Consider the following 21,576-nt stretch of genomic DNA (forward strand, 5'->3'; position numbering starts at 1 on the left):
CCCGGAGGAATCCCATGAAGAAGTCCCACCTGATCGCCCTGATGACCGCCCTGGCCGCCGGCACCGCCGCCGCCGCCCCCACCCTGGCCTCTGCGACCAACACCCCGGCCGGCACCACCATCGAGAACATCGCCAGCGCCACCTTCCAGGATCCCGGCAACCCCACCGGTACGCCCCTGACCAGCACCTCGAACAAGGTCACCACCACCGTGCTGCCCAAGCCCGGCTTCGATGTGGTGTACACCGACGGCACCGCCGACGGCAACACCATCGCCACCACCCCCGTGCTCACCACCGGCGCCGTTCCCGGGCAGAAGATCACCACCGCGTACTCGGTCGTGAACAACGGCAACGTGACCCTGACGGTCGCGCTGGCCGCCGACACCACCGGCGCCGCCGCCGGACAGACCGTGCAGTACTTCCTGGCGGACGCCAGCGGCAACCCCACCGGCGCGGCCATCACCAGCCTGACCCTGCCGGTCAACGACCCCGCCACCGCCACCGACGAGGGCATCGTGAAGATCGTGCAGGTCGTGACCCTGCCCACGGATCCGGTCCAGATCACCACCAGCAGCATCTTCGGTGCGTCTCCCGAAGCCAGCGTGCTCGGCACGGCCGGCGCCGACCCGCTGGTCACCCCCGGCAACGGCTACGCCAGCGGCACCACCACCTACGAAGACGCCAAGCCCGAGAACACCGACCTGCAGTTCGTGCGCATCACGGTCTTCGCGCCCGCACTCGACAACAACCCCAACACCAACCCCGGTACGCCCGTCGACAGCGCCGGCAACGCCATCCCCTCGGGACAGGTGCCGCCCTACACGACCGTGCAGGTGCCGACGGAAGTCGTCGGCAAGCCCGGCGACAACACCCCCGTCGTGGATGCCAGCGGCTACGTGACCCCCGGCGCCCCCGCCGGTGACCCCACCCCCGGCGGCACGCCCATCGTGCCGAACGTCGCCACCGACAACCAGGTCGCGTACCCCAAGGCCGACGCGAACAACGCCAACGACGTCGTGTTGTTCACGAACAACCTGACCAACACCAGCGGCGCGACCGACAAGGTGCAGCTGTTCCCGGTGCTGGCCGACGGTACCCCCGACACCGCCTATGTCTACAACGCCACCACCGGCACCTTCACGAACGCCGCCACCGGCGTGAGCATCCGCTTCCTGGATCCCGTGAGCGGCGCGGTCATCCTGGCCTCCACCGATCCCAGCAACCCCACCCTTGCCAAGTTCCCCACGGTCACGGTGCCCGACGGCAAGACGGTCGTCTACCGCACGGAAGTCACCTACCCCGACGCGAACGACAGCGACCCGATCAGCCCGATTGTCGTCAAGATCGGCGCCGACTCCCTGAACGACGCCGACCTGAAGTCCGACAGCGCCACCACCGACACCATCAACCCGCCCGCCGCGCAGTTCGGCGACGCCACCACCGCCCTGGGCGCCAGCAGCACCCCCTTCCCGGTGCAGACCGTCACGCCGAACGGCACCTTCGGCGGCGTCTCCAGCCCGGACCTCAGTGACGCGACCGCCGTCTTCCCGATGGACGTCGTGAACAACGGCCAGTACAACGACAGCTTCACCCTGAGCGGCAGCGTCACCTTCACCGACGCCGCCACCAACAACACCGTCACCGTGCCCGTGCTGTACTACGCCCCGGACGGCTCGCTGCTGCCCCGCGTCAGCAACGATCCCGCCAGCGCCGACTACAACAAGTTCATCACGCCCGTCATCGCGCCCGGCACCGAGTACAAGCCCCTGGCCGTGATCAACGTGCCAAGCGGCACCGTGACGGCGACCAACCCCAGCGGGTACACCGCCAAGCTCGGGGACTACCTGGTGGACCAGACGGCCGTGGGCAACTACAGCACCATCTCCATGACCGACACGAACGACATCGTGCGCGTCTCCCCGAACGGGAACGTGGCGGTCGCCAAGTTCGTCGCCAAGACCGGCGTCGCGGCGGGCAGCAACCCCGTCAACGGCATCAACAACCCGGCCGACTACACCGCGACTGGCACCAACGGCGCCAAGCCCCTGGACGACATCGCCTACCGCATCATCGGGAAGAACAACTACAACGCCGCCGTGCCGGGCTTCTTCCTGACCGATACCGTGCCCGTCAACACCACCTTCAAGAGCGTCCAGCTGCTCAACGCCAGCGGCACCGTCATCACGGCCAACGTGATCTACCGGGTCGGCACCACCGGCGCCTGGAGCACCGTCGCCCCCGCTGCCGGCGCAGCCAGCGGCACCGTGATCAGCGTCGCCCTGGACGCCGACAACAACGGTCAGCCCGACGCGCTGCCTGCCAGCGGCACCCTGACCGCGCAGTTCGTCGTCACCGTCAAGTAAGCCCCTGTGGGCGCACCCTGCCACGCGGCGGGTGCGCCCATCCCACATCCCGCGCCCACCCTGCACACGGCTGCACTGCAAACAGAGACCCCCTTTTTCCCATACCCGCACATTTGAGTGCGCCGCCCACCCCCCGCACCGCCGGTGCGCCCGAACCGAGGAGCCCGCCGTGAACCGTCCCCTTCTTGCCCTGAGCGCCCTGCTCGCCCTGAGTGCCACCACCCAGGCCCTGACCCCGGCCGGCACCGAGATCATCAACCAGGCCAGCGCCGACTACGTCGAGCCGACCACTCAGCAGCCCGCCACCACGATGTCCAACGTGATCCGGACCGTCGTGCAGGCCGTCTGCTCGGTCAGCGTCACCCCGGACGGTACGGTCGCCCAGCCCGGCCAGAGCGCGACCCTGCTGCCCCTGGAACGCGCCGTGTTCACGTACACGGTCGTGAACACCGGCAACACCACCGAGGCGTTCCCGCTGAGCGCCGCGCAGGAAGCCGGCACGATCAGCCCGGCCACGCAGGTCATCCGCGACCTGAACGGCAACGGTCAGCCCGACGCGAACGAACCGGTCGTGACCAGCGTGACCCTCGCGCCCGAGGAACAGGCCCAGGTGCTGCTGGTCGTCACCGCCAGCGCCGCGCAGGGCGACGCCTTCGTGAACCTGATCGGCTCCTGCGCGGGCGGCGAGGCGCGGGACGCGAACAACGTCAGCGTGGTGCGGGTTGGGCCGCCTCCCGTGCTGGGCGTGCAGAAGACCTTCAGCCCCGCCCTGGTGCGCCCGGGGACGGAGACCACCGTCACCGTCACCACCAGCAATGCGGGCCAGGGGGAGAGCCGCGAGGTGGTCCTGACCGACCTGCTGACCGAGCAGATCGCACGCGGGCTGACCTTCGTGCCCGGCAGCGCCCGCACGAACGTGGGTACCCTGGAATACACCCAGGACGGCGTCACCTGGAGCGCCACCGAGACGGCGCCCGTGCGCGGCGTGCGGGTGCGGGTCCCCAGCCTCGCGCCGGGCGCGAACGTGCAGCTGACCTTCCGCATGCTCGCCAGCGCCGCCGCCGAGGGGCAGCAGGTCGTGAACACCGCCACGGCCCAGACCGGGCAGGATCAGGTCAGTGGCAGCGCCACCGCCGACGTCCGCTACCAGCCGGCCGTGGCCATCGGCCCGGTGGGCACCCCCGAGGCGCCCGAGGGCACCCCGGCCGACCAGCAGAGCCGACCCTTCGCGGTCACGGGGCAGCTGGTGTGCTTCGACCACACCGCCAAGAACACCGGTGACGTGCAGGACAACTACCGCGTGACCGTCACCTACCCGCAGGGCGGCGCCGCCGCCACGCTGTACGGCGAGAACGGCCAGCCGCTCGCGCAGCCGCTGACCCTGACCCCCGGGCAGACCGCCCTCGTGCGCGTCTGCTACGACGCGCAGCCCGGCGGCCTGACCGCCCTGATCACCATTCAGGGCGACCGGGGCACCAGCAATACCACCCGCGACCTGATCGGCAGCGTCCAGAGCGGCCTGCCGGAACTCCGGAAGAGTTACGCGGCCACCACCCTGAACGCCCAGGGCCAGACCGTGAGCATCCCGGAGGGCGGCACCGTCTCCATCGGGGACACCGTCACGTACACCCTGACCGTGCGCAACCCCTACACCCAGCCCCTCACGAACGTGGTCGTGACCGACCCGATCCCCGCGCACCTGAACGCCACGGCGCTGGGCCAGGGCGGCGTGCTCGGCGGCGTGAGCGGCGCGCAGACCGCCACCTGGAACCTGGGCACCCTGGCCCCCGGCGAGACCCGCAGCCTCACCATCACGACCACCGTGTCCGAGCGCGCCGTGGACGGTGAAGCCCTGAAGAACACCTTCAACCTGGTCAGCACCGAACTGCCCCGTCCGCTGCCCAGCAACGAGGTGCAGACGCCCGTCTGGAGCGCCAAGCTCCTGATCGAGAAGACCGTCAGCGCCCCCGAGGCGACCTTCGGCGACAAACTGACCTACACCCTGAAGATCACCAACCAGTCCACCACGACCGCCATCGTGGACGCCGTCGTGACCGACACGCCCGCACGCGGCCTGGAATACGTGCCCGGCACGAGCACCCTGAACGGCCAGCCCCTGGCCGACCCCGCTGTCCAGAGCGGCTCACTGAACTGGAATATCGGACAGCTCGGCGCCCAGCAGACCGTCACCATCACCTACCAGACCCGCGTGACCCCCGAGGCCATAGGACAGCTGGTGAACACCGTGGTGGTCAGTGGCCGCGGCGCCGGCGGCGTGGCCCGCGCCATCGCCAGCAACCGCGCCACGGCCACGACCAAACTCAACCCCCTGAAATTCGCGCCGCTGGCCGACATCGTGGGCACCGTGTTCGTGGACCGCAACCGCAACGGCCTGCTCGATCCCCTGCTGGATCTGCCCGTCACGCGCGCCCGCGTCCTGCTGGCCGGTGGACGCGAGGTCCTGACCGACGCGCGCGGCCGGTACTCGTTCCCGAACGTGCCGCTGGGCACCCAGGCGCTGCGGCTGGATCCCAACACCACCCCCTACCCCCCGCTGCACGTCCCGCAGGACGGCGGCCTGAGCGGCACCCAGACCGTCTTCGTGCGCGGCCTGACCAGCGTGGATTTCCCGCTGGCCCCCCTGGGCGGCGCGATCGACGCGCTGCGCCGCACCACCCTGATCGTCGGGGACGTGCGGCTGGACAAGGCCGTGTACGTGGTGGACGGCGGGTACGTCGTCACGCTGCGCCTCACCACGCCCCGGCCCCTGGCGGACGTCACGCTGACAGATCCCTTACCGCAGGGCGCCGCCTTGAAAGAAGGCAGAAATACCTACGCCGGTAGCGTGGACGCAGGTGAACTGAACCTCACCTACCGCTTCGACTGGACAGGCGAGCCGCGCGCCGCCACCACAGATCCAGATCTGAGCTGGAGGTACTGAACGTGCAACCGGACTTCAAGCGCATCGCCACCACCCTCACGGCCCTGCTGGCCGTGAGCGTCAGCGCCAGCGCACAGGACATCAGCACCAGTCTGCCCCTGACCAGCGTCGGCGACCGCCTGATGTGGACGGTCGGCGATCAGGACCTGACCCTGGAAGTCCCGCTGGACGGCCAGGTGAGGCTGGAACTGTACAGCCCCCGCCTCGACCAGGGCGACTACCGCGCCGACACCTACTACGGCGACGAGCAGTACGACGCCAACCGCAGCCAGGTCACCACGACCTTCACCGTGCTGCGCGAGGATGGCCGTCCCCTCCTGGAACGCAACTTCACCCCCGGCCAGCACACCTGGGAGACCCTGCTCGACCAGGCGCTGCCCGCCGGCCGCTACCGCATCCGCGCGGCCACCAGCGGCAACGGGAAGAATACCTTCGCCGTGCGCCTGGCGGGTGTCAGTGCCCAGATCAGTGCCCAGCAGCTCAGCGTGAACGTCCACTCGCGCGAGTGGGTGCCGGCCGTGAACGTCACCAGTGACGGGCAGCCCCACACCCTGCGCATGTACGACGGCGACGGTCCGCAGGAACTCGAAGCCCGCCTGCGCGACGCCGAAGGCAACCTGACCCCGCTGCCGGTCAGTGCCGACCTGACCTACACGGACCTGAACCTGCCCGGGCGCGCCGGGAACTACACCGTCGAGCTGCGCCAGCCCGCGTCGGCGCGGCAGTTCAGCAACACCGTCGGCTTCAGCCTGATCCGCGCCGGCAGCCCCGCGCCCATCACGGTCGCCCGCGTCGACCAGACCGGCACGCTGGGGGTCACGGCCGAACTGCTGCTGCCCACCGGCGCGCAGCCGACCAGCGCGCAGGTCACCATCGGCGGCGCGCCCGTCACCGTGAACGGCCAGCTGGAACGCCGCGTGGCGCCGGGCACGTATCCCGTCACGGCGGCCCCCGTTGCCGGCGCCCAGGTCAGCGTGGACCGCGCGGCCGTCACCGTTCCCAGGAACGGACGCGCCGACACCCGCGTGCAGATCCGCCCCGACGTGCAGTTCGACCTGCTGACCGACAAGCCCGAGCTCTGCCTGGGCGACACGGTGACGCTGCGCGCCCGCGCCACCACCGCCTACGCCGGCGACCTGCCCCTGATCCTCAGCCTGGACGCCCCGGGCCTGAGTGACAAACTTGAAAGAACCGGGACGCTCCGCGCCGGCACCCCCGGCGACCTGAGCCTCACCGCCACGCCCACCCGGCCCGGCCCGCTGACCGTCACCGCCCGCCTGGCGCCCTGGGGCCTGGAGCGACAGGTGCAGCTCAACGTGCTGCCCGACAGCACCGCCCTGCAGGTCGAGCGCGACGCCCCCGCGAACGTCACGGTCGGCGACGAGATCACCCTGGGCCTGACCCTGCGCAACACGGGTGACCAGCCCGTCACGTACCGCGTGCGCGACACCCTGCCGGCCGGCCTGGAAGCACTGGACAGCAGCGAATTCACCGGCACGCTCGCCCCCGGCGAGACCCGCACCCTGACCCACCGCGCCCGCGTCACTGCGAGCGGCGCGCTGGACCTGACCGCTCAGGTCGGCACCGACCGCTGCGCGGCCACCCAGACCGCGTCCGCGCAGGTGCAGGCCAGCGCGCCCATCCCGGACCCCACCCCCGCGCCACAGGCCACGCGCCGCAGCGTCGTGACCCTGCCCTTCGACGCCCCGACCCAGGCGACCGAACTGGTCATCGCGCACGCCCCGCCCAGTGGCGCCGGGTACGTGCCCGGCAGCGCCCGCCTGAACGGTCAGGCCCTGCCCGACCCTCAGCGCGGCCCCAGCGGCACCCTGTACTGGACGGTGACCGGCACGCCCAGCGGCACCCTGACCTACGACCTGACCCACGGTGGCCCGCTGGGCGAACTGCCCGCCCCTGCCCTCCTCGCCCGCTTCAAAGGCGAGCGCAGCGAGGTGCTACAGGGCGCCGTGAACGAGGCCGACCTGAACGCCGCCCGTCCCCTGGGCAGCGCCGAGAACGCCGCCACCGAGAACGCCGGCGCGATCAAGTACCCGCTGGCCGGCACCCTGATCCGCATCCGCGACCGCATCAGCGTCACCGTGGAAGTCCCCCAGGACGCCGCGCCCACCCTGACCGTCAACGGCCAGCCCGTCAGTGACGAGCGGATCGGGGAAACCACCACGGATCCCGTCAGCGGCATGCGGCGCCTCACGTACGTCGGCGTGCCCCTCCAGCCCGGCACCAACACCCTGCAACTGGGCCGCGACACCGTCACCGTGCAGCTGGTCGGCGCCACCACCCGCACCGAGATCACGCCCGTGAGCCTCACCGCCGACGGCGCTACCCCCATCCGCCTGAAGATCCGCACCCTGGACGCCAGCGGCAACCCCACCGGACAGGCCAGCGTCACCCTGACCAGCAGCCTCGAACCCCGCGAACCCGACGCCAACCCCTCCGAGGCCGGCTATCAGGTGCGGCTGCAAGACGGCCAGGGCGAACTGATCCTGCAGCCCCAGTCCGCCCCCACCACCCTGACCCTGCGCGTCCAGCAGGGCCAGAGCGTCCTGACCCGCACCTTCGACATCCTCCCGGACAGCAGCCGCGTCGGCGTCGGTGTGATCAGCGCCACCCTGGGCCTGGACGGCAACCTGAACCTGGGTGACGACCTGACCTGGCAGGCCCGCGCCAGCTACGAGGGGCCCCTGGCCGGCGGCAAACTGTACGTCGCGGCCGACAAGGACGGCCTGCCCACCGAGCAGGACACCCTCAAACGCTTCGCGGCCTTCGGGGACGCCAGCATCCAGAGCACGCCGCTGCAGGGCATTGACCCGGTCGCCGCCCGCTACGACCACCCCAGCTTCCGCGCCGAGTACCGCCGCAGCAGCCTGCCCATCGACGTGCTGCCCGTCGGTGAGCAGCTGACTGCCCTGACGGTCACCAGCAAAAGCAACCCCCAGGTCAGCGGTTTCGTGGCCCTGGTGCCCGAAGACCGCGTGCAGGAGAGCCTGACGCCCGAACGCACCCGCCTGCTGCGCCTGAGCCGCAGCAACGTCGCCGAAGGCAGCGAAACCCTGCTCGTGCAGACCCTGGAACGCGACACCGGCAAGCTGCTGTCGCAGGTCACACTGGCGCGCAACGTCGATTACGTCCTGGACACCCGCACCGGCATCATCACCCTGACCCGCGCCCTGGACGACACCGACATCGCCGGCAACGACGTGCGCGTGCAGGCCACCTACCGCCTGAACAATGCCCTGGCCCAGCGGCAGCTCGCCTACGGCGCCCAGATCAAGTACCAGGCCGGACAGGCCACCGTCGGCGCCGCCGCCATCAGTCTGGACGGCACCGTCACCGCCGGCGCCCGCGCCACCTACGACAACGGCACCACCCGCGCGGACGGGCTGCTCGCCTACGCCGGCGGCATCCAGGCCAGCGCCGACTTCAGCACCAAGGTGGGCCGCAGCGCCGTCCAGGCGCGGCTGCGCTACCAGGACGGCCAGTACCACGGTCTGGCCCCCATCACCCCGGGGCTCAGCGCCAGTGCCAGCGTCACCACCCAGCACACCACCCAGCTCAGCAGCAGCGTCCAGACCGAATACCACAACACCCTGGACACCGCCACCCAACCGGCTCAGGGCGGCAGCGTCACGGCCCGCGCCGACTACCGCGTCGCGCCCTTCAGCGTCGGCGCCGGGATCAAGTACGCCTACGGCGACCAGTACGGCCTCGGCGCCGTGCTCAGCGCCGGGTACCACAAAGCGCCCCTCGATGTGGACGTCACCCACACCCAGCCCCTCGCCGGCACGGCCGGTGGGAACCTCGACCCTGTCACCACCGTCACCACCCGCTACGCCCTCAGCGAGAGCGTCGCCCTGAGCCTCACCGACGAGATCAACTGGAAGACCGGCCAGCGCGCCGCCCTCACGCTCGACAGCCGCCTGGGCAACGTCAACTACCAGGTCGCCTACGACCTCCCCACCGCGGGCGGCCAGGGCAACCGCGCCCGCTTCGGCGTGACCACCACCCTCCCCCTGAACGACCGGCTCGGCCTGGGCCTGCGCGGCAGCGCCAGCTACGACCTGAAGACCCGCGCCGCCGAACTCGGCGCCGGCGCCGACCTGAACTACAGGACCGACACCGTCAGCGCTACTGCCGGCACCGACCTCACCTACGGTCGCCAGGGTTTCGGAGTCGTCCTGCGCGCCGGGATCAGCGGCAGCCTCAGCGACCACCTGACCCTCACCGCCGACGGCCTCGCCGAATTCGGCGCCGGCAAGAACGGCCAGCGCGCCGCCCTCGGCTTCGCGTACCGCAACCGCACCTTCAACGCCCTGGGCAGCGCCCGCTACGTGCGCGGCACCCTCGCTGGCAACCAACCCGAACTCAGCAGCAACCTGGCCGCCGAGTACCGCCAGCCCACCTGGGCCATGCGCGCGGGCCTGGACACCCGCACCCTGCTGAACGACACCGGCAGCTTCACCGCCCAGCTGGGCCTGGGCGGCACCTACTACGTCACCGACCGCGTCGGCATCGGCGCCTGGGGCCGCGCCCTCACCCAGCCCGGCAGCGGCACCACCCAGTACGGGTACGGCCTCGAAGCGTCCTACCGCGCCCTGCCCGGCACCTGGATCACCGCCGGGTACAACCCCCAGGGCTTCACCGGCCTGGGCACCACCTACACCAGACAGGGCGCCTACCTCAGGCTCGACCTCACCCTCGACGAAACCCTCGGCCAGACCAGATAACGCCTTCCAGCAAAGCGGCGGGCGACCACTGTGGCCGCTCGCCGCTCCATCTACACCTCACAGGCCGCACCTGTAAGGGTCATGCCAGACCTGACACGGCACGATGATCCCGTCCCCTTCCCCCCGACTACTCGACAGCGAGGTTTTACATGATTTCACCACCCAGACGTGATTATCTGAAGATTCTATTCGTCCTTGTTCTGAACTTGTTTTCTCTGGCAGGGGCGTACCAGATCACAGGTAACTTTTCAGGGCCCTCAGGAGTCAACACGTCCAACACTGTCGGGCCAGTTAGCGCTACTTATCCATCCAATCTCACCGTAAGTGGTTTAACATCGGACATTAATACGGTGCTTTTCGTTGGTACACCAACTGCCATTAACAATGCTAGGCTTAACACTATTGGCGCTCCCTCTTCAAGCTTTTATCAGCCCAACAACTTAGATGTTGCCAACCTACCGGCTTTTTATTTCCGTGTTACTGGGGCTGGGTGTTTAGTTGGATCGGGAACGGGAAATACGTGCAGTCAAGGTAATTTGACGATCAATTTCAATAGAGTTGTAACTAATCCAGTTCTTCATATCTCGGGTATCGGCGGATCTTCTAGTGGAACTAATGCTGATGGCACCACATATGATAACCGATCGCAGGTAATTTTTAATCTTGCTACTGCTGGAGCCAGCTTCACTTCTATTGGAGCCCCTAATAATTTAAGCGTCACCTCAAATAGGTTAACCGCTGGCTCTACTGATACGGCTACTAGCTGTGTCGCATTAACCAATAACAGAGGCTCAACTGCGGGATGCGGTAGTATAAGGATCAACGGTTCGTTCAGCACATTGACATTCAATGTGCAAATCAACCAGCGGCGTATTTTCGGGACGGATGCCAACTTAGCTGATGACACCAACATTCCTGATGGAGTGACCTTTGCGTTCTCAGTGGACGAGGACTTTGGGGACGCGCCCGCCAGTTACGATGCCACGGCAGCCGCCAGTCACGTCGTCGGTGACCTGAAACTGGGCAGCACCATCGATGCGGACAACACGGGCACCCTGAACGGCGGCACTGCTGTCACGCCCAGCCCCAACGCGGTGGCGGCGGGGGCGGACAACACCGGCACGAACGGGGACGGTGCCGACGAGGACGCCATCACCAGCTTCCCGGCGCTGTCCACTGCCAATACCAGCTACAGCCTGACGGTGCCCATCAGCGGCGCCAGTCAGGCCGGTCAGGTGTGCGGCTGGATCGACTTCGACCGGGGGGGACCTTCGGGAACGTGGCTACCGAGCGTGCCTGCGCTGCGTTCGCGGCGGGGGCGAGCAGCGTGACGTTGACCTGGTCGGGCCTGAGCGGGCTGACGGCCGGCCAGAATTACGTGCGGCTGAGGGCGAGCTACGACACGGCAGGCGTCCAGAATCCCACCGGTCGACTGGACAGCGGTGAAGTGGAGGACTACCGCCTCAACATCACCCTGCCCGCCGATCTGTCAATCACCAAGACAGACGGCGTGACGACCGTGGCTGTCAGCGGCGCCACGACCTATACGGTTCGCGTCACGAACAACGGTCCCGGCAGTGTGACCGGCGCGGTGCTGAACGACCCGGCTGCGAGCGGGCTCAGCAAGGGCGCGGTCAGCTGCTCCAGTGCGGCCGGCAATACCTGCGTGACCGCGCCCACCGCCACGCAACTCGAAAGCGCGGGCGGAGTGACGCTCCCCACGTTGGCCAGTGGCGCCTTCTATGAGATCGTCGTGCCGGCCGCAGTCACCGCCACCAGTGGCACCGTCGTGAACACGGCAACGGTCACGCCTCCCAGCAGCACCGTCGATCCGTCTTCAGGCAACAACTCGGCAACCGATTCAGACACCGTTGCGGTCATCGCCGATCTTGCTGTCAGCAAGACCGCGCCGACTTCGGTGGCGCAGGGCGGCACCCTGACGTATACCGTGCGGGTCTGGAACAACGGCCCCAGTCCCGTGACGGGCGCCACGATCACGGACGCCGTGCCCAGCAACCTGACCGGCGTGACCTGGACCTGCGCCGCGACGGGCAGCGCCAGCTGCGGCGCGCCCAGTGGCACGGGGAGTACCATCAGCCTGAGCGCCAACCTGTCGGCTGATACGGGCAGCGCGGCGACGGCGGATACCAATTACGTCACCCTGCTGATCTCCGGTACGGCGACCGACGCCGGGACTATCACCAACACGGCCAGCGTCGCTGCTCCAGCCGGCGCCACCGACGGAACGGCCTCGAACAACAGTTCGGCCGCCAGCACCTTCATTGTGCCGCAGGTGACCTGCTCGGCGCTGTACGGCACGGTGGGTGGGGACTTCAACACCGCCAACAACGGAACCGAGATCCGCGCGATCAGCGATACCACCAACGTTCAGGGCGCGCTGATTGCCTCCATTCCGGCCACCAGTACGGGCCAGGCCGGCTATACCGCCACGCTGGCCATGACGCCGGATCGCTCGAAGTTCTTCGTCATTCGCGATGTGGACACCCGCCTGTTGATCTTCGATGTGGCCACCGGCATCTGGACGGAAGGACCGCAGCTGCCCAGCACCCTTTCCCGCTACGTCCGCATGGCGATCACGTCCAATAGCGTCGGGTACGTCATGGACAGCGATGGGAAGTTCTATTCCTTCACCACGACCAGCCCGTACAGCGTGAGCGCGGCCCAGACCCTCACCAAGTTGCCTGCCAGCGCACCGGCGCTGGGCGGCAGCGGCGACTTCTTCGCAGACAACCGCGGTAACCTCTTCCTGCTGAGCAGCACCGGTACGGACGGCTTCCTGGAATTCTGGGAAGTGGAGCCGAGCACCCTCAATCTCGTGTTCCTGGGCCGCATCAGTGACCCCGACATCATCGGTGCGTACGGCGGGTTCGCCGCCACGGTCAACGGCCTGTTCGGACGTGGCAGCAACGGCCGCATGATCAGCGTGGATCTGCGGGCCTTCTCGGCGGCCCAGATCGGCAACGTCACGGTGGGAAGCACCGACCTGACCAGCTGCACCTTCCCCAGCCTGACCCGCGCCGTCAACGCCACCAAGACAGCTGTCCGGGTGGGTGGCGGCACCACCGTCTCGCAGGGCGACACCCTGGAGTACACCATCACGGTCCGCAACACGGGCAGCGTGGTGGCCGGCAATACGCAGTTCCAGGACCTGATCCCGGCGGGCACGACCTACGTGGCGGGCACCACGACCCTGAACGGGGCGGCCGTGACGGACGCCACGGGCAGCGTGATGCCGTACACGCAGGCCGGCCAGCTGATCAACAGCCCAGGGCAGCCCGCGGGGACGCTGCTGGTCGATCAGACGCCCAGCGACGCCACGGACCGTGAAGCGGTCATCCGTTTCCGCGTGACCGTGAACGCCAACCCGCCGGCCCAGGTGAGCAACCAGGGAACGGTGTTCTACCGTGACAACGCCAGCGTCGTGACAGTGCCCACGGACGATCCGCAGACCGCGCCGGTCAACGACGCGACCGTCACCACGGTCACCCGACTGGCGGATCTGGCGATCGACAAGAGCGGGCCAGCCGCTGTGGGCAGTGGCGGGAGCGTCAGCTACACGGTCCGCGTGTGGAACAACGGCCCCAACGTCGTCTCGGGCGCGACCGTGACGGACACGCTGCCCGCCGGGTTCACGGTTGTCACGGTGACCTGCGCCGCGACAGGAACCGCCACCTGCGGCGGCACGACCACTGCCGGAGGTACCGTCACCCTGACCACCGGCACGCTGGCACTGGACAGCAACACGGCGAACGCCATCCCGGACGGCAACTTCCTGACCTACACCATCACCGGGACCGCGCCCACGAGCGGCCAGCTGAGCAACAGTGCCAGCGTCAGTGTGCCTGCCGGCGCACTGGAGACCACGGCCGTCAACAACACCAGTGGAACGGTCGTGACCCGTATCGTCGACGCGGTCACCGACCCGGCGGTCACACTGACCTTCGGGGCCGGGGGTACCGTGAGCGTGCTGGGCAACGACACGGTGGGCAGCGTGGTCGCCACCAACACGACCGCAGTGGTCACCGTGCAGTCCGCCGGGGGCATCACCGGCCTCAGCGTGAACGGCAGTGGTCAGCTGGTGGTGCCGGCGGGCACGCCCAGCGGCACCTACACCGTGACGTACCAGTTGTGCGACGCGACCGTGACGACCGCGTGTGATACGGCGACGGTGGCGATCACTGTGGGGCCTGCCTCGACGGACGTGTCGGTGACGAAATCGGGCCCGGCCTTCGCCAAACCCGATCAGCAGATCACGTACACCCTGCTCGTGAAGAATGAGAGCGCCAATCCGGCGGCCGCCGTGACGGCGACGGACGATCTGCCCACCTCTGTCACGTATGTCAGCAGCACCCCGGCCGCCACGGTGAGCGGGCAGACCCTGACCTGGGCACTGGGCACCCTGGCCGGTGGGGCGTCACAGACACTCACGGTCGTCGTGAAGGTCCCGAGCGAGGCGACGCTGAGCAGCACGGTTGCGGCCCGTACCCTGACCAACACCGCCTCGGTGAGCACCACCACGTCCGACACCGTTCCCGGGAACAACACGTCCAGCGCGGTCACGCAGATGATCGGGGCGAAACTCGTCAAGTCGGTCAGGAACGTCACGGCGGGCACCGTGGCCGGAACGTCCGGTGGGGGGCGGCCCGCCGAGGTGCTGGAGTACTGCATCGCCTTCGAGAACATCGGCGGGGCCGTACTGCCGAACTTCGTGGTGACCGATCAGGTGCCGGGCAACACGACGGCGCAGCTGACGGGCTTCGATGCGGAAGAGCCGAGCGCGGCGACGGGCTTCGGGGTCAAGCTGACGCGGGGCGTCGCCACGCCCACCACCTCGTACCTGACGAGCGCGGCGGACACGACCGACGCCGGCAGCCTGAGCGACACCGCCGGCACGTATGGCCGCGGCACCCTGAGCGTGAACCTCGGATCGCTGGGGGTGGGCGAGAAGGGCAGCGTGTGCTTCCGCGCGGCCATACGCTGATCGTCACGTCCTCCTGAACACGCGGCCCACCCGGCACCGGGGCGGGCCGCGTCTGCTGGACAGTCCGGGCCGGGCAGCGGGAGGCGCCGCATAGAATCGCTCCCATGTCGGCCCGTGCGCGCGGCGCGCTTCTGTTGATCGTGGTGACCTGCCTGTGGGGCAGTACCTTCGCGGTGGTCAAGACGCTGGGGCAACTGCTCCCGGCGGCGGACCTGATCTTCTGGCGGTTCCTGATCGCGTCGGTGGCGCTGCTGCCCCTGGTCGCCTGGACGCGACGGCACGCGGGCCGCGCCCCTCGCACCCCGGACGGCTGGCGTAGCCGCAGCCTGTGGCGTGACGGGTTTCTCCTGGGCGCGTGGCTGATCGCCGGGTACGGCACGCAGACCATCGCGCTGCAGACCACGAGCGCGAACCGCGCGGCATTCTTCACGGCCCTCAGCGTGGTACTGGTGCCGCTGTGGCTGGTGGTCGCGCAGCGCCGCCGGATGCCGGCGCTCCTGTGGAGCGCGTTGCCGCTGGCGGTGGCGGGTCTGGCGCTGCTGTCCTGGGAGGGCGGCGCGCTGGTGGTGGGTGACCTGTGGGCGCTGGCGTGCGCGGTGACGTACGCGGGTTTCATCGTGACGCTCGAGCGCCTGGCCGACCGGCACAGTGCGCTGCCATTCACCGTCACGCAGGTACTGAGTGTCACGGCGCTGGCGCTGCTGTGGATGCTGCTCGGGGGCGCGCCCACGCTGCCGCCGGCGTCGGCCTGGGCACCCCTGCTGTACCTGGGTGTGGCGGCCACGGCCCTGACCACGCTGCTCCAGACCATCGGTCAGCGCAGTGTGAGTGCCGCCGAGGCCAGCCTGATCTACGCGCTGGAACCCGTCACGGCCACGGCCTTCAGTTTCCTCCTGATCGGCGAGCAGGTGGGACTGCGCGGGGCGCTCGGTGGGGCGCTGGTGGTGGTCGCCACCGTGCTCAGCCAGCGGGCCGACGCGCCGCACGCCGAGACACCGGCCGTTCAGGTCGAGTAGGGCCGGCGTGGAGCGCCGCGGGCTGGGGACGCTGCCGGCAGCACGGCGCCGAGACCTGAGCCGGGTGCAGGTGCCCCGTCCGGCACCAGTTCAGCGGCGGGCCTGATCGGGCATCAGCAGGGTCTTGACGGCGGCGTTGCTGCCCCAGGTACCGCGCAGGCCGTTCTGGATGGCGCTGCCGCGCACGGCGGTGTACAGCGCGGGCGGCAGACTCACCGAGGGGTACACGCCCCGTGATCCCTGGGCGTCCACCCGCACGTCCAGGGGAAAGTTCAGGGCCAGGGTGGCGATCAGCACCCCGCCCAGCGCGAAGCCCCCGGCGGCGCCTGCCCCCAGGTGCCAGGGCTGGTCCAGCGGATTCTGGATGCGGCGAGTGATGGCCGTTCCCACCCCGGCGCCCAGCAGCCCGGCGATGAGCAGGCTGATCAGGGCGCTGCCGCTCAGGGCGTTCGCCAGGAAACAGGCGGCCAGTCCGGCCAGGCCCCAGGCGAGGCCGCTCAGGCCGCGCCGGGCCCCCAGGGCAGTCATGGCGGCCCAGAGGGTCACGAGCAGCGCGTCGAACCAGGTGATCACGGGCCGCAGTCTACAGGGGGGGGCCTGACAAAACTCTGCGGTCTGGCGTGCCGGGCGGCCACGCTTTGGGGGCTTTCCTCCCGGTGTGCCCGGAGCGGCTGCCCTAGACTGGGGCCATGATTCGCGTCTTGCTCGTGGATGATCACGCTCTGTTCCGTCAGGGACTGCGCAGCCTGCTGGAGTCCGAGGGAATGCGCGTGATCGGTGAGGCCGCCAACGGCCGTGAGGCGATCCGGTACGCGGCGGACACGCATCCGGACGTGATCCTGATGGACATCCAGATGCCGGATCTGGACGGCGTGAAGGCCACGCAGAGCATCCTGGAGATCGATCCGAATGCCCGCGTGATCATGATCACCATGTACCGCCAGGACCGCTACGTGTTCGAGGCGGTCAAGGCCGGGGCGCGCGGGTACGTCCTGAAGGACGCCGACGCCGCGACGCTGCTCGACGTGATCCGCCGCGTGGCGGCCGGCGAGGCGCTGCTCGACCCCGAGATGGCGCAGAACGTCCTGGACGACTTCCGGGACAAGCGCGAGGAACTCCCCAGCGAGAAGCACGCCGATCTGAACGAACGCGAGACGATGATCCTCAAACTGCTCGCGCAGGGGTTCTCGAACCAGGACATCGCGCTGCGTCTGGACATCAGTGAGAAAACGGTGCGTAACCGCCTGTCGGAGATCTTCACGAAGCTCCAGCTGAACAACCGCACGCAGGCGGCGCTGTACGCGATCCGCGAGGGCATCGCGAACCTTGAGTAAGAACCGCCGCGTGGGGCCGGGCGCACCGGTGAAGCCCGTGACGTTCCGCGCCGGGTGCGGCCGCGAGTGGAGCCTGCCCAGCGCCGAGGCCGATCTGGCCTACACCGAGCAGGCGTTCCCGGAGTGCCCGACCTGTGAGCACCGCGTGGAACCGGACGGCGGCCCGCCCTTCTGCACGCTGCGCCCGGTGGGCACGGCGCACCCGTTCGCGGCGCTGGCCGGCCTGGACCTGCCGGAATGACCCCGGGTACGGCCGGCTCAGGTGAGGTCGGGGGAGGGGAGAGGCTGTCGGCCTTCCAGGCCCACCTGATGGCGGCCGGGTTCACCGGTGTGGTGGGGCTGCATGTCACGGATCTGGCGGGGACGGAGCTGGCCGCGTGGAACGCCGGGCGGGTCTTCCCGGCGGCCAGCACCATCAAGGTGCCGCTGCTGGTCCTGGCCCTGCAGGAGGCGCAGGCCGGGCGGCTGGACCTCTCGGGGCGCGTGGTCATGCAGCCCGGCGACCGGGTGCCCGGTGCGGGCGTCCTGCACGAACTGGACGGCGGACTGGCCCTGACCTGGCGGGACGTGCTGACCCTGATGATCATTGTCAGTGACAACACGGCCACGAATCTCGTGATCGGGCGGCTGGGCGTGGACGCCGTGAACACGTGGCTCGCGGCAGGGGGTCTGACGGGCACGCGGCTGGTCGGGAAGTTGCAGTTGCCCCCCGAGCAGCGCACCGAGGCGCAGCGGCGCGGCGAGCGCAACGCCACCAGCGCCCGCGACCAGACGGCGCTGCTGCGGGCCCTGGTCGCCGGCCAGCTGCTGGACGAGGCGCACACGGCGCTGGCGCTGGACATCCTGGGGCGGCAGCAGTACCGCGACCTGATCGCCCGGCACGTGCCCTGCGGCCCGGACGGTGAGCGCCTGTACCGCAGCGCCACGAAAAGCGGCGAGCTGCACGGGGTTCACCACGACGTCGGGGTGCTGTTTACGCCCTATCCCCTGCTGGTGGCCCTGCTGTCGGAGGGTGGGGCTGACCCGCGCGAACATCCGGAGAACGCCGACGTGCGGACGCTGGCGGGGGCGCTGTGGCCGCTGCTCTGCGCACTGGGTGGGATTGCGTCCCAGGGGGACATTTAACCGCTCGGTCAGGCGCACTATGAAGGGTGCCGAAGTCTGGCGGGCAGCCCCAAGAAGCGCGGCTGGGCGCATGTTCGGTGCGTGGTATGCTGGCCCGTATTAGGCCACCTGAGAGCAGGGTTTCCATCCGCGATACGGCGGGAAATGACTGGCCACTTCATGCTTAGGGAGAGGGAAAGTGGAAAGAAACGACGCTGTCATGCCCTGGGTCGCCATTGTCAGTGCGGCCATCATGTGGATCATCCTGCTGTTCCTGTTCAACAAGGAAACGGCACCGGAGCCTGTGGTGGTGGACCCGGCGGTCGTGGCGAACATCAGTAAGGAATGGCCGACACTCGGGAAAACCGTCTTCGCCGGCAACTGCGCCGGCTGTCACGGTGCGGAAGGTCAGGGAGGCGTGGGCCCGAAACTGGCCGGCGACGACAAGCTCGTCAAGGACCCCGTGTACGTCCACACCATGATCGTCAAGGGCAAGGGTGGCATGCCCGCCCAGAGCCAGCTCAAGGAGAACGAAGTGTACGCCGTGGCCAACTACGTGCTGCACTCCTGGGGCAACAACATCGAGGAACCCCTGACGCCTGCCCAGGTCGCCGAGGGCCAGACGAAGATCGACCCGGCGGTCCTGAAGAACCGCAGCCGCTTCGTGCCGGAAGACCTCAAGCTGATCGAGATCTTCCTGGCGACCTTCGTGATGGTCCTGCTCACCTACGGCCTGATCGGTCTGTACAGCGTGTGGGCCGAAGGGATGGAACTGCACCCCGGCATCCATAAGGTGCGCTCCACGCCGCTGGCGACGCTGGGCATCATCACCACCATGGCGCTGACGGTGCTGTTCAGTGTGCTGTTCGTGCGGCAGATGGTGACCGACTTCGCCGGCTGGGGGGCCAAGGAGCCGGTGGCCCCGAACGTCACGGCCGAGGGCTTCTACGCCGCGATGATCCTGCTGATGCTGGCCGCCAGCATCGGGCTGTACAAGAAGTACTTCATGGACGGCGAGGTGCTCGTCGAGGACGCCAGCGGCGAGTTCCCCTGGTAATCAGGAGAGATTTGACATGACCCGGTACAAGAAACAAGATCCCGAAATCACGCGCCGCAAGTTCATCAACGCGGCCATGGGCACCAGCGCCGGCGTGGGTGTACTCAGCCTCGTCAGTGCCCTGGGCAGCGCCAAGCCCGTGTTCCGCCTGACCGCCGACGTGGCCCCACCCATGAAGGGCGACGTGCTCGTGCACGCCGAGGGCCCCAACCAGGGTCAGGTCGTCAAGGCGTCCGAGCTCAGCGACAAGCTGGTGCGCGCCTACCCCAAGGGACGTGACTCCAAGGGCACCGAAGTCATCCGTGACAAGGACCCTACCAACATCCTGGCGGTCTACAAATTCGCGCCCGGGACGCTCAAGGAGCCCACCAAGCTCGACGCGACCATCGACGCTCAGATCGTGGCGTACGGCGACCGCTGCACGCACGCCGGCTGCAACGTCGGGGACGATCCCAAGACCAGCGGACACATGTTCTGCCCCTGCCACTCTGGTCAGTACGACGCGACCCAGGGCTGCCGGGTGCTGGGCGGTCCGCCCCCCGCGCCGCTGCCCCAGCTGCCCATCAAGCAGGAGGGTGATCAACTGGTCGTCACAGGCTTCTTCCTGTCCCGCCCCTACGGGTTCAACAAGGAAGAGGACTGGGAGGAATACATCAAGAAGGTCGAGGAGGCAATGGCATGAACCAGTGGCTGGACGAACGCCTTCACATCTCGCGCCTGAACGACAAGTTCCTGCGCAAGGCTTTCCCGGTGCATCACTCCTTCTTCCTGGGGGAGATCACCCTCTTCTCGCTGATCGTCCTGATCATCACGGGCATCCTGCTGGCGCTGGCCTACGAACCCAGCAACAGCCTCGTGGTGAACAGCTTCGATCCTGGCACCCCCGACAAGCAGAACCTGATCCCGGCGGCCTATCACTCGGCGCTGAAGATCAACGCCATGCCGTTCGGCGACATGCTGCGCCGCGTGCACCACTGGATGGCGAACATCATGGTGGCGGCCGCCGTCGTGCACATGATGCGCATCTACTTCACGGGCGCTTTCAAGAAGCCGCGTGAAATCAACTGGTGGATCGGCATGCTGCTGCTGATCTTCGCCGCGCTGACCGCCGTGACCGGCTACATCCTCCCGTACGACAACTACGCCTTCCAGACCGTGGGCGTGGTGTACGCCATCGTGAAGTCGGTGCCCTGGGTGGGCGACTGGCTGGCGCAGGCCGCCTTCGCCGGCCAGTTCCCTGGCGCTGGGATCATCCCGCGCATCTACGGCTACCACATCATGCTGCTGCCCGGCATCCTGCTGGCCCTGACCGGCGCGCACATGCTGATCATGATCAAGCAGAAGCACACCCAGCCCCAGTACGCCAAGCGTCTGGCCTACAAGAAGATCGTGGGCGTGCCGCTGATGACCCAGCAGACCCCGATCATGCTGATCCTGGCCCTGCTGTTCACCGGTCTGGTGATGCTGTTCGCGGCGTACATCCCGGTGCACCCCATCGAGGTCTTCGGGCCGCCCAGCTCCACCCCGATCCCCAACATCAAGCCCGACTGGTACCTGCTGTGGGTCTTCGGCGCGCTGGCGATCATCCCTGGTTTCGAGCTGGAGTTGCTGGGCGGGTCCATCAATGCAGAGTTCATCGGCGCGATGGTCTTCCCCGGCATCGTGATCGGCCTGATGTTCGCCGTGCCGATGCTTGACCGGGCCAAGGACAACCAGTACTACGCCGAGAACCCCACCAACCACCCCGTGCGTCTGGCGGCCGGCACGGCCTTCATGGCCTTCATGCTGATGCTGTCGCTGGCGGGGTACAAACCGGATCTGATCCAGGCCGGCCTGCTCACGACTGCGAACTCGAACGCGATCCTGTGGATCCTGGTGATCGTGGTGCCGGTCGTGATCTACTTCGTCACCATCGGAATCGTGCGTATGATCCGCGCGCTGCGGGAAGCGGACGAACGTGACTCGCTTGCGCACGCCCACGCGGACGACTGAACCTCATTCCCGAAGCCCCGGC

The 21,576-nt window shown here is 68.5% G+C and carries 13 protein-coding genes; 12 read left to right on the forward strand and 1 reads right to left on the reverse strand.

Annotated elements, in window-relative coordinates; all coding sequences use genetic code 11:
- The first annotated feature begins 14 nt into the window (after positions 1-14).
- The 6 genes from AUC44_RS01820 to AUC44_RS01845 all read left to right on the forward strand — a co-directional run bounded on the left by AUC44_RS01820 (position 15) and on the right by AUC44_RS01845 (position 16,067).
- Entirely contained in the window at positions 15-2,363 is a 2,349-nt protein-coding gene (locus tag AUC44_RS01820) for a hypothetical protein (protein WP_062157134.1), read from the forward strand.
- A gap of 169 nt (positions 2,364-2,532) precedes the next feature.
- A complete protein-coding gene (locus AUC44_RS01825) occupies positions 2,533-5,304 on the forward strand; it encodes a DUF11 domain-containing protein (RefSeq protein WP_062157135.1) in 2,772 nt (923 codons plus the stop codon).
- Positions 5,305-5,306: 2 nt separating this feature from the next.
- The gene (locus AUC44_RS01830; RefSeq protein ID WP_062157136.1) at positions 5,307-10,049 is read left to right on the forward strand and encodes a DUF11 domain-containing protein; all 4,743 of its coding nucleotides are present in this window, start codon (positions 5,307-5,309) and stop codon (positions 10,047-10,049) included.
- Between the two features lie 941 nt (positions 10,050-10,990).
- On the forward strand, positions 10,991-11,380 hold the full coding sequence (locus AUC44_RS01835; RefSeq protein ID WP_157445124.1) for a hypothetical protein: 390 nt from the start codon (positions 10,991-10,993) through the stop codon (positions 11,378-11,380).
- Positions 11,377-15,051, forward strand: a complete 3,675-nt coding sequence (locus AUC44_RS01840) for a DUF11 domain-containing protein (RefSeq protein ID WP_197408566.1) — start codon at positions 11,377-11,379, stop codon at positions 15,049-15,051. Before AUC44_RS01835 ends, AUC44_RS01840 begins: the two co-directional genes overlap by 4 nt.
- 104 nt (positions 15,052-15,155) lie before the next feature.
- Positions 15,156-16,067 (forward strand): DMT family transporter, encoded by a 912-nt coding sequence (locus AUC44_RS01845; RefSeq protein WP_062157139.1) that lies wholly within the window; start codon positions 15,156-15,158, stop codon positions 16,065-16,067.
- A gap of 90 nt (positions 16,068-16,157) precedes the next feature.
- Here the strand turns inward: AUC44_RS01845 and AUC44_RS01850 are convergent, their stop codons facing one another.
- Complete coding sequence (locus AUC44_RS01850) at positions 16,158-16,640, reverse strand: hypothetical protein (RefSeq protein ID WP_231724501.1); 483 nt, start codon at positions 16,638-16,640, stop codon at positions 16,158-16,160.
- Positions 16,641-16,756: 116 nt separating this feature from the next.
- Here AUC44_RS01850 and AUC44_RS01855 point away from each other — a divergent pair, with 116 nt between their 5' ends.
- From AUC44_RS01855 to AUC44_RS01880, 6 genes are all read left to right on the forward strand, one after another.
- A complete protein-coding gene (locus tag AUC44_RS01855; RefSeq protein WP_046844034.1) occupies positions 16,757-17,401 on the forward strand; it encodes a response regulator in 645 nt (214 codons plus the stop codon).
- The gene (locus AUC44_RS01860; protein ID WP_062157140.1) at positions 17,394-17,642 is read left to right on the forward strand and encodes a hypothetical protein; all 249 of its coding nucleotides are present in this window, start codon (positions 17,394-17,396) and stop codon (positions 17,640-17,642) included. The genes AUC44_RS01855 and AUC44_RS01860 overlap by 8 nt, the downstream gene beginning before the upstream one ends.
- Before the next feature lie 68 nt (positions 17,643-17,710).
- Complete coding sequence (locus AUC44_RS01865; RefSeq protein WP_062157141.1) at positions 17,711-18,526, forward strand: serine hydrolase; 816 nt, start codon at positions 17,711-17,713, stop codon at positions 18,524-18,526.
- Between the two features lie 199 nt (positions 18,527-18,725).
- Positions 18,726-19,562, forward strand: a complete 837-nt coding sequence (locus AUC44_RS01870; RefSeq protein ID WP_082688907.1) for a c-type cytochrome — start codon at positions 18,726-18,728, stop codon at positions 19,560-19,562.
- 16 nt (positions 19,563-19,578) lie between these two features.
- Complete coding sequence (locus AUC44_RS01875) at positions 19,579-20,244, forward strand: Rieske 2Fe-2S domain-containing protein (protein WP_062157143.1); 666 nt, start codon at positions 19,579-19,581, stop codon at positions 20,242-20,244.
- On the forward strand, positions 20,241-21,554 hold the full coding sequence (locus AUC44_RS01880) for a cytochrome b (RefSeq protein WP_062157144.1): 1,314 nt from the start codon (positions 20,241-20,243) through the stop codon (positions 21,552-21,554). Before AUC44_RS01875 ends, AUC44_RS01880 begins: the two co-directional genes overlap by 4 nt.
- Positions 21,555-21,576: the final 22 nt, after the last annotated feature.

It is taken from the genome of Deinococcus actinosclerus (assembly GCF_001507665.1).
GTDB lineage: Bacteria > Deinococcota > Deinococci > Deinococcales > Deinococcaceae > Deinococcus > Deinococcus actinosclerus.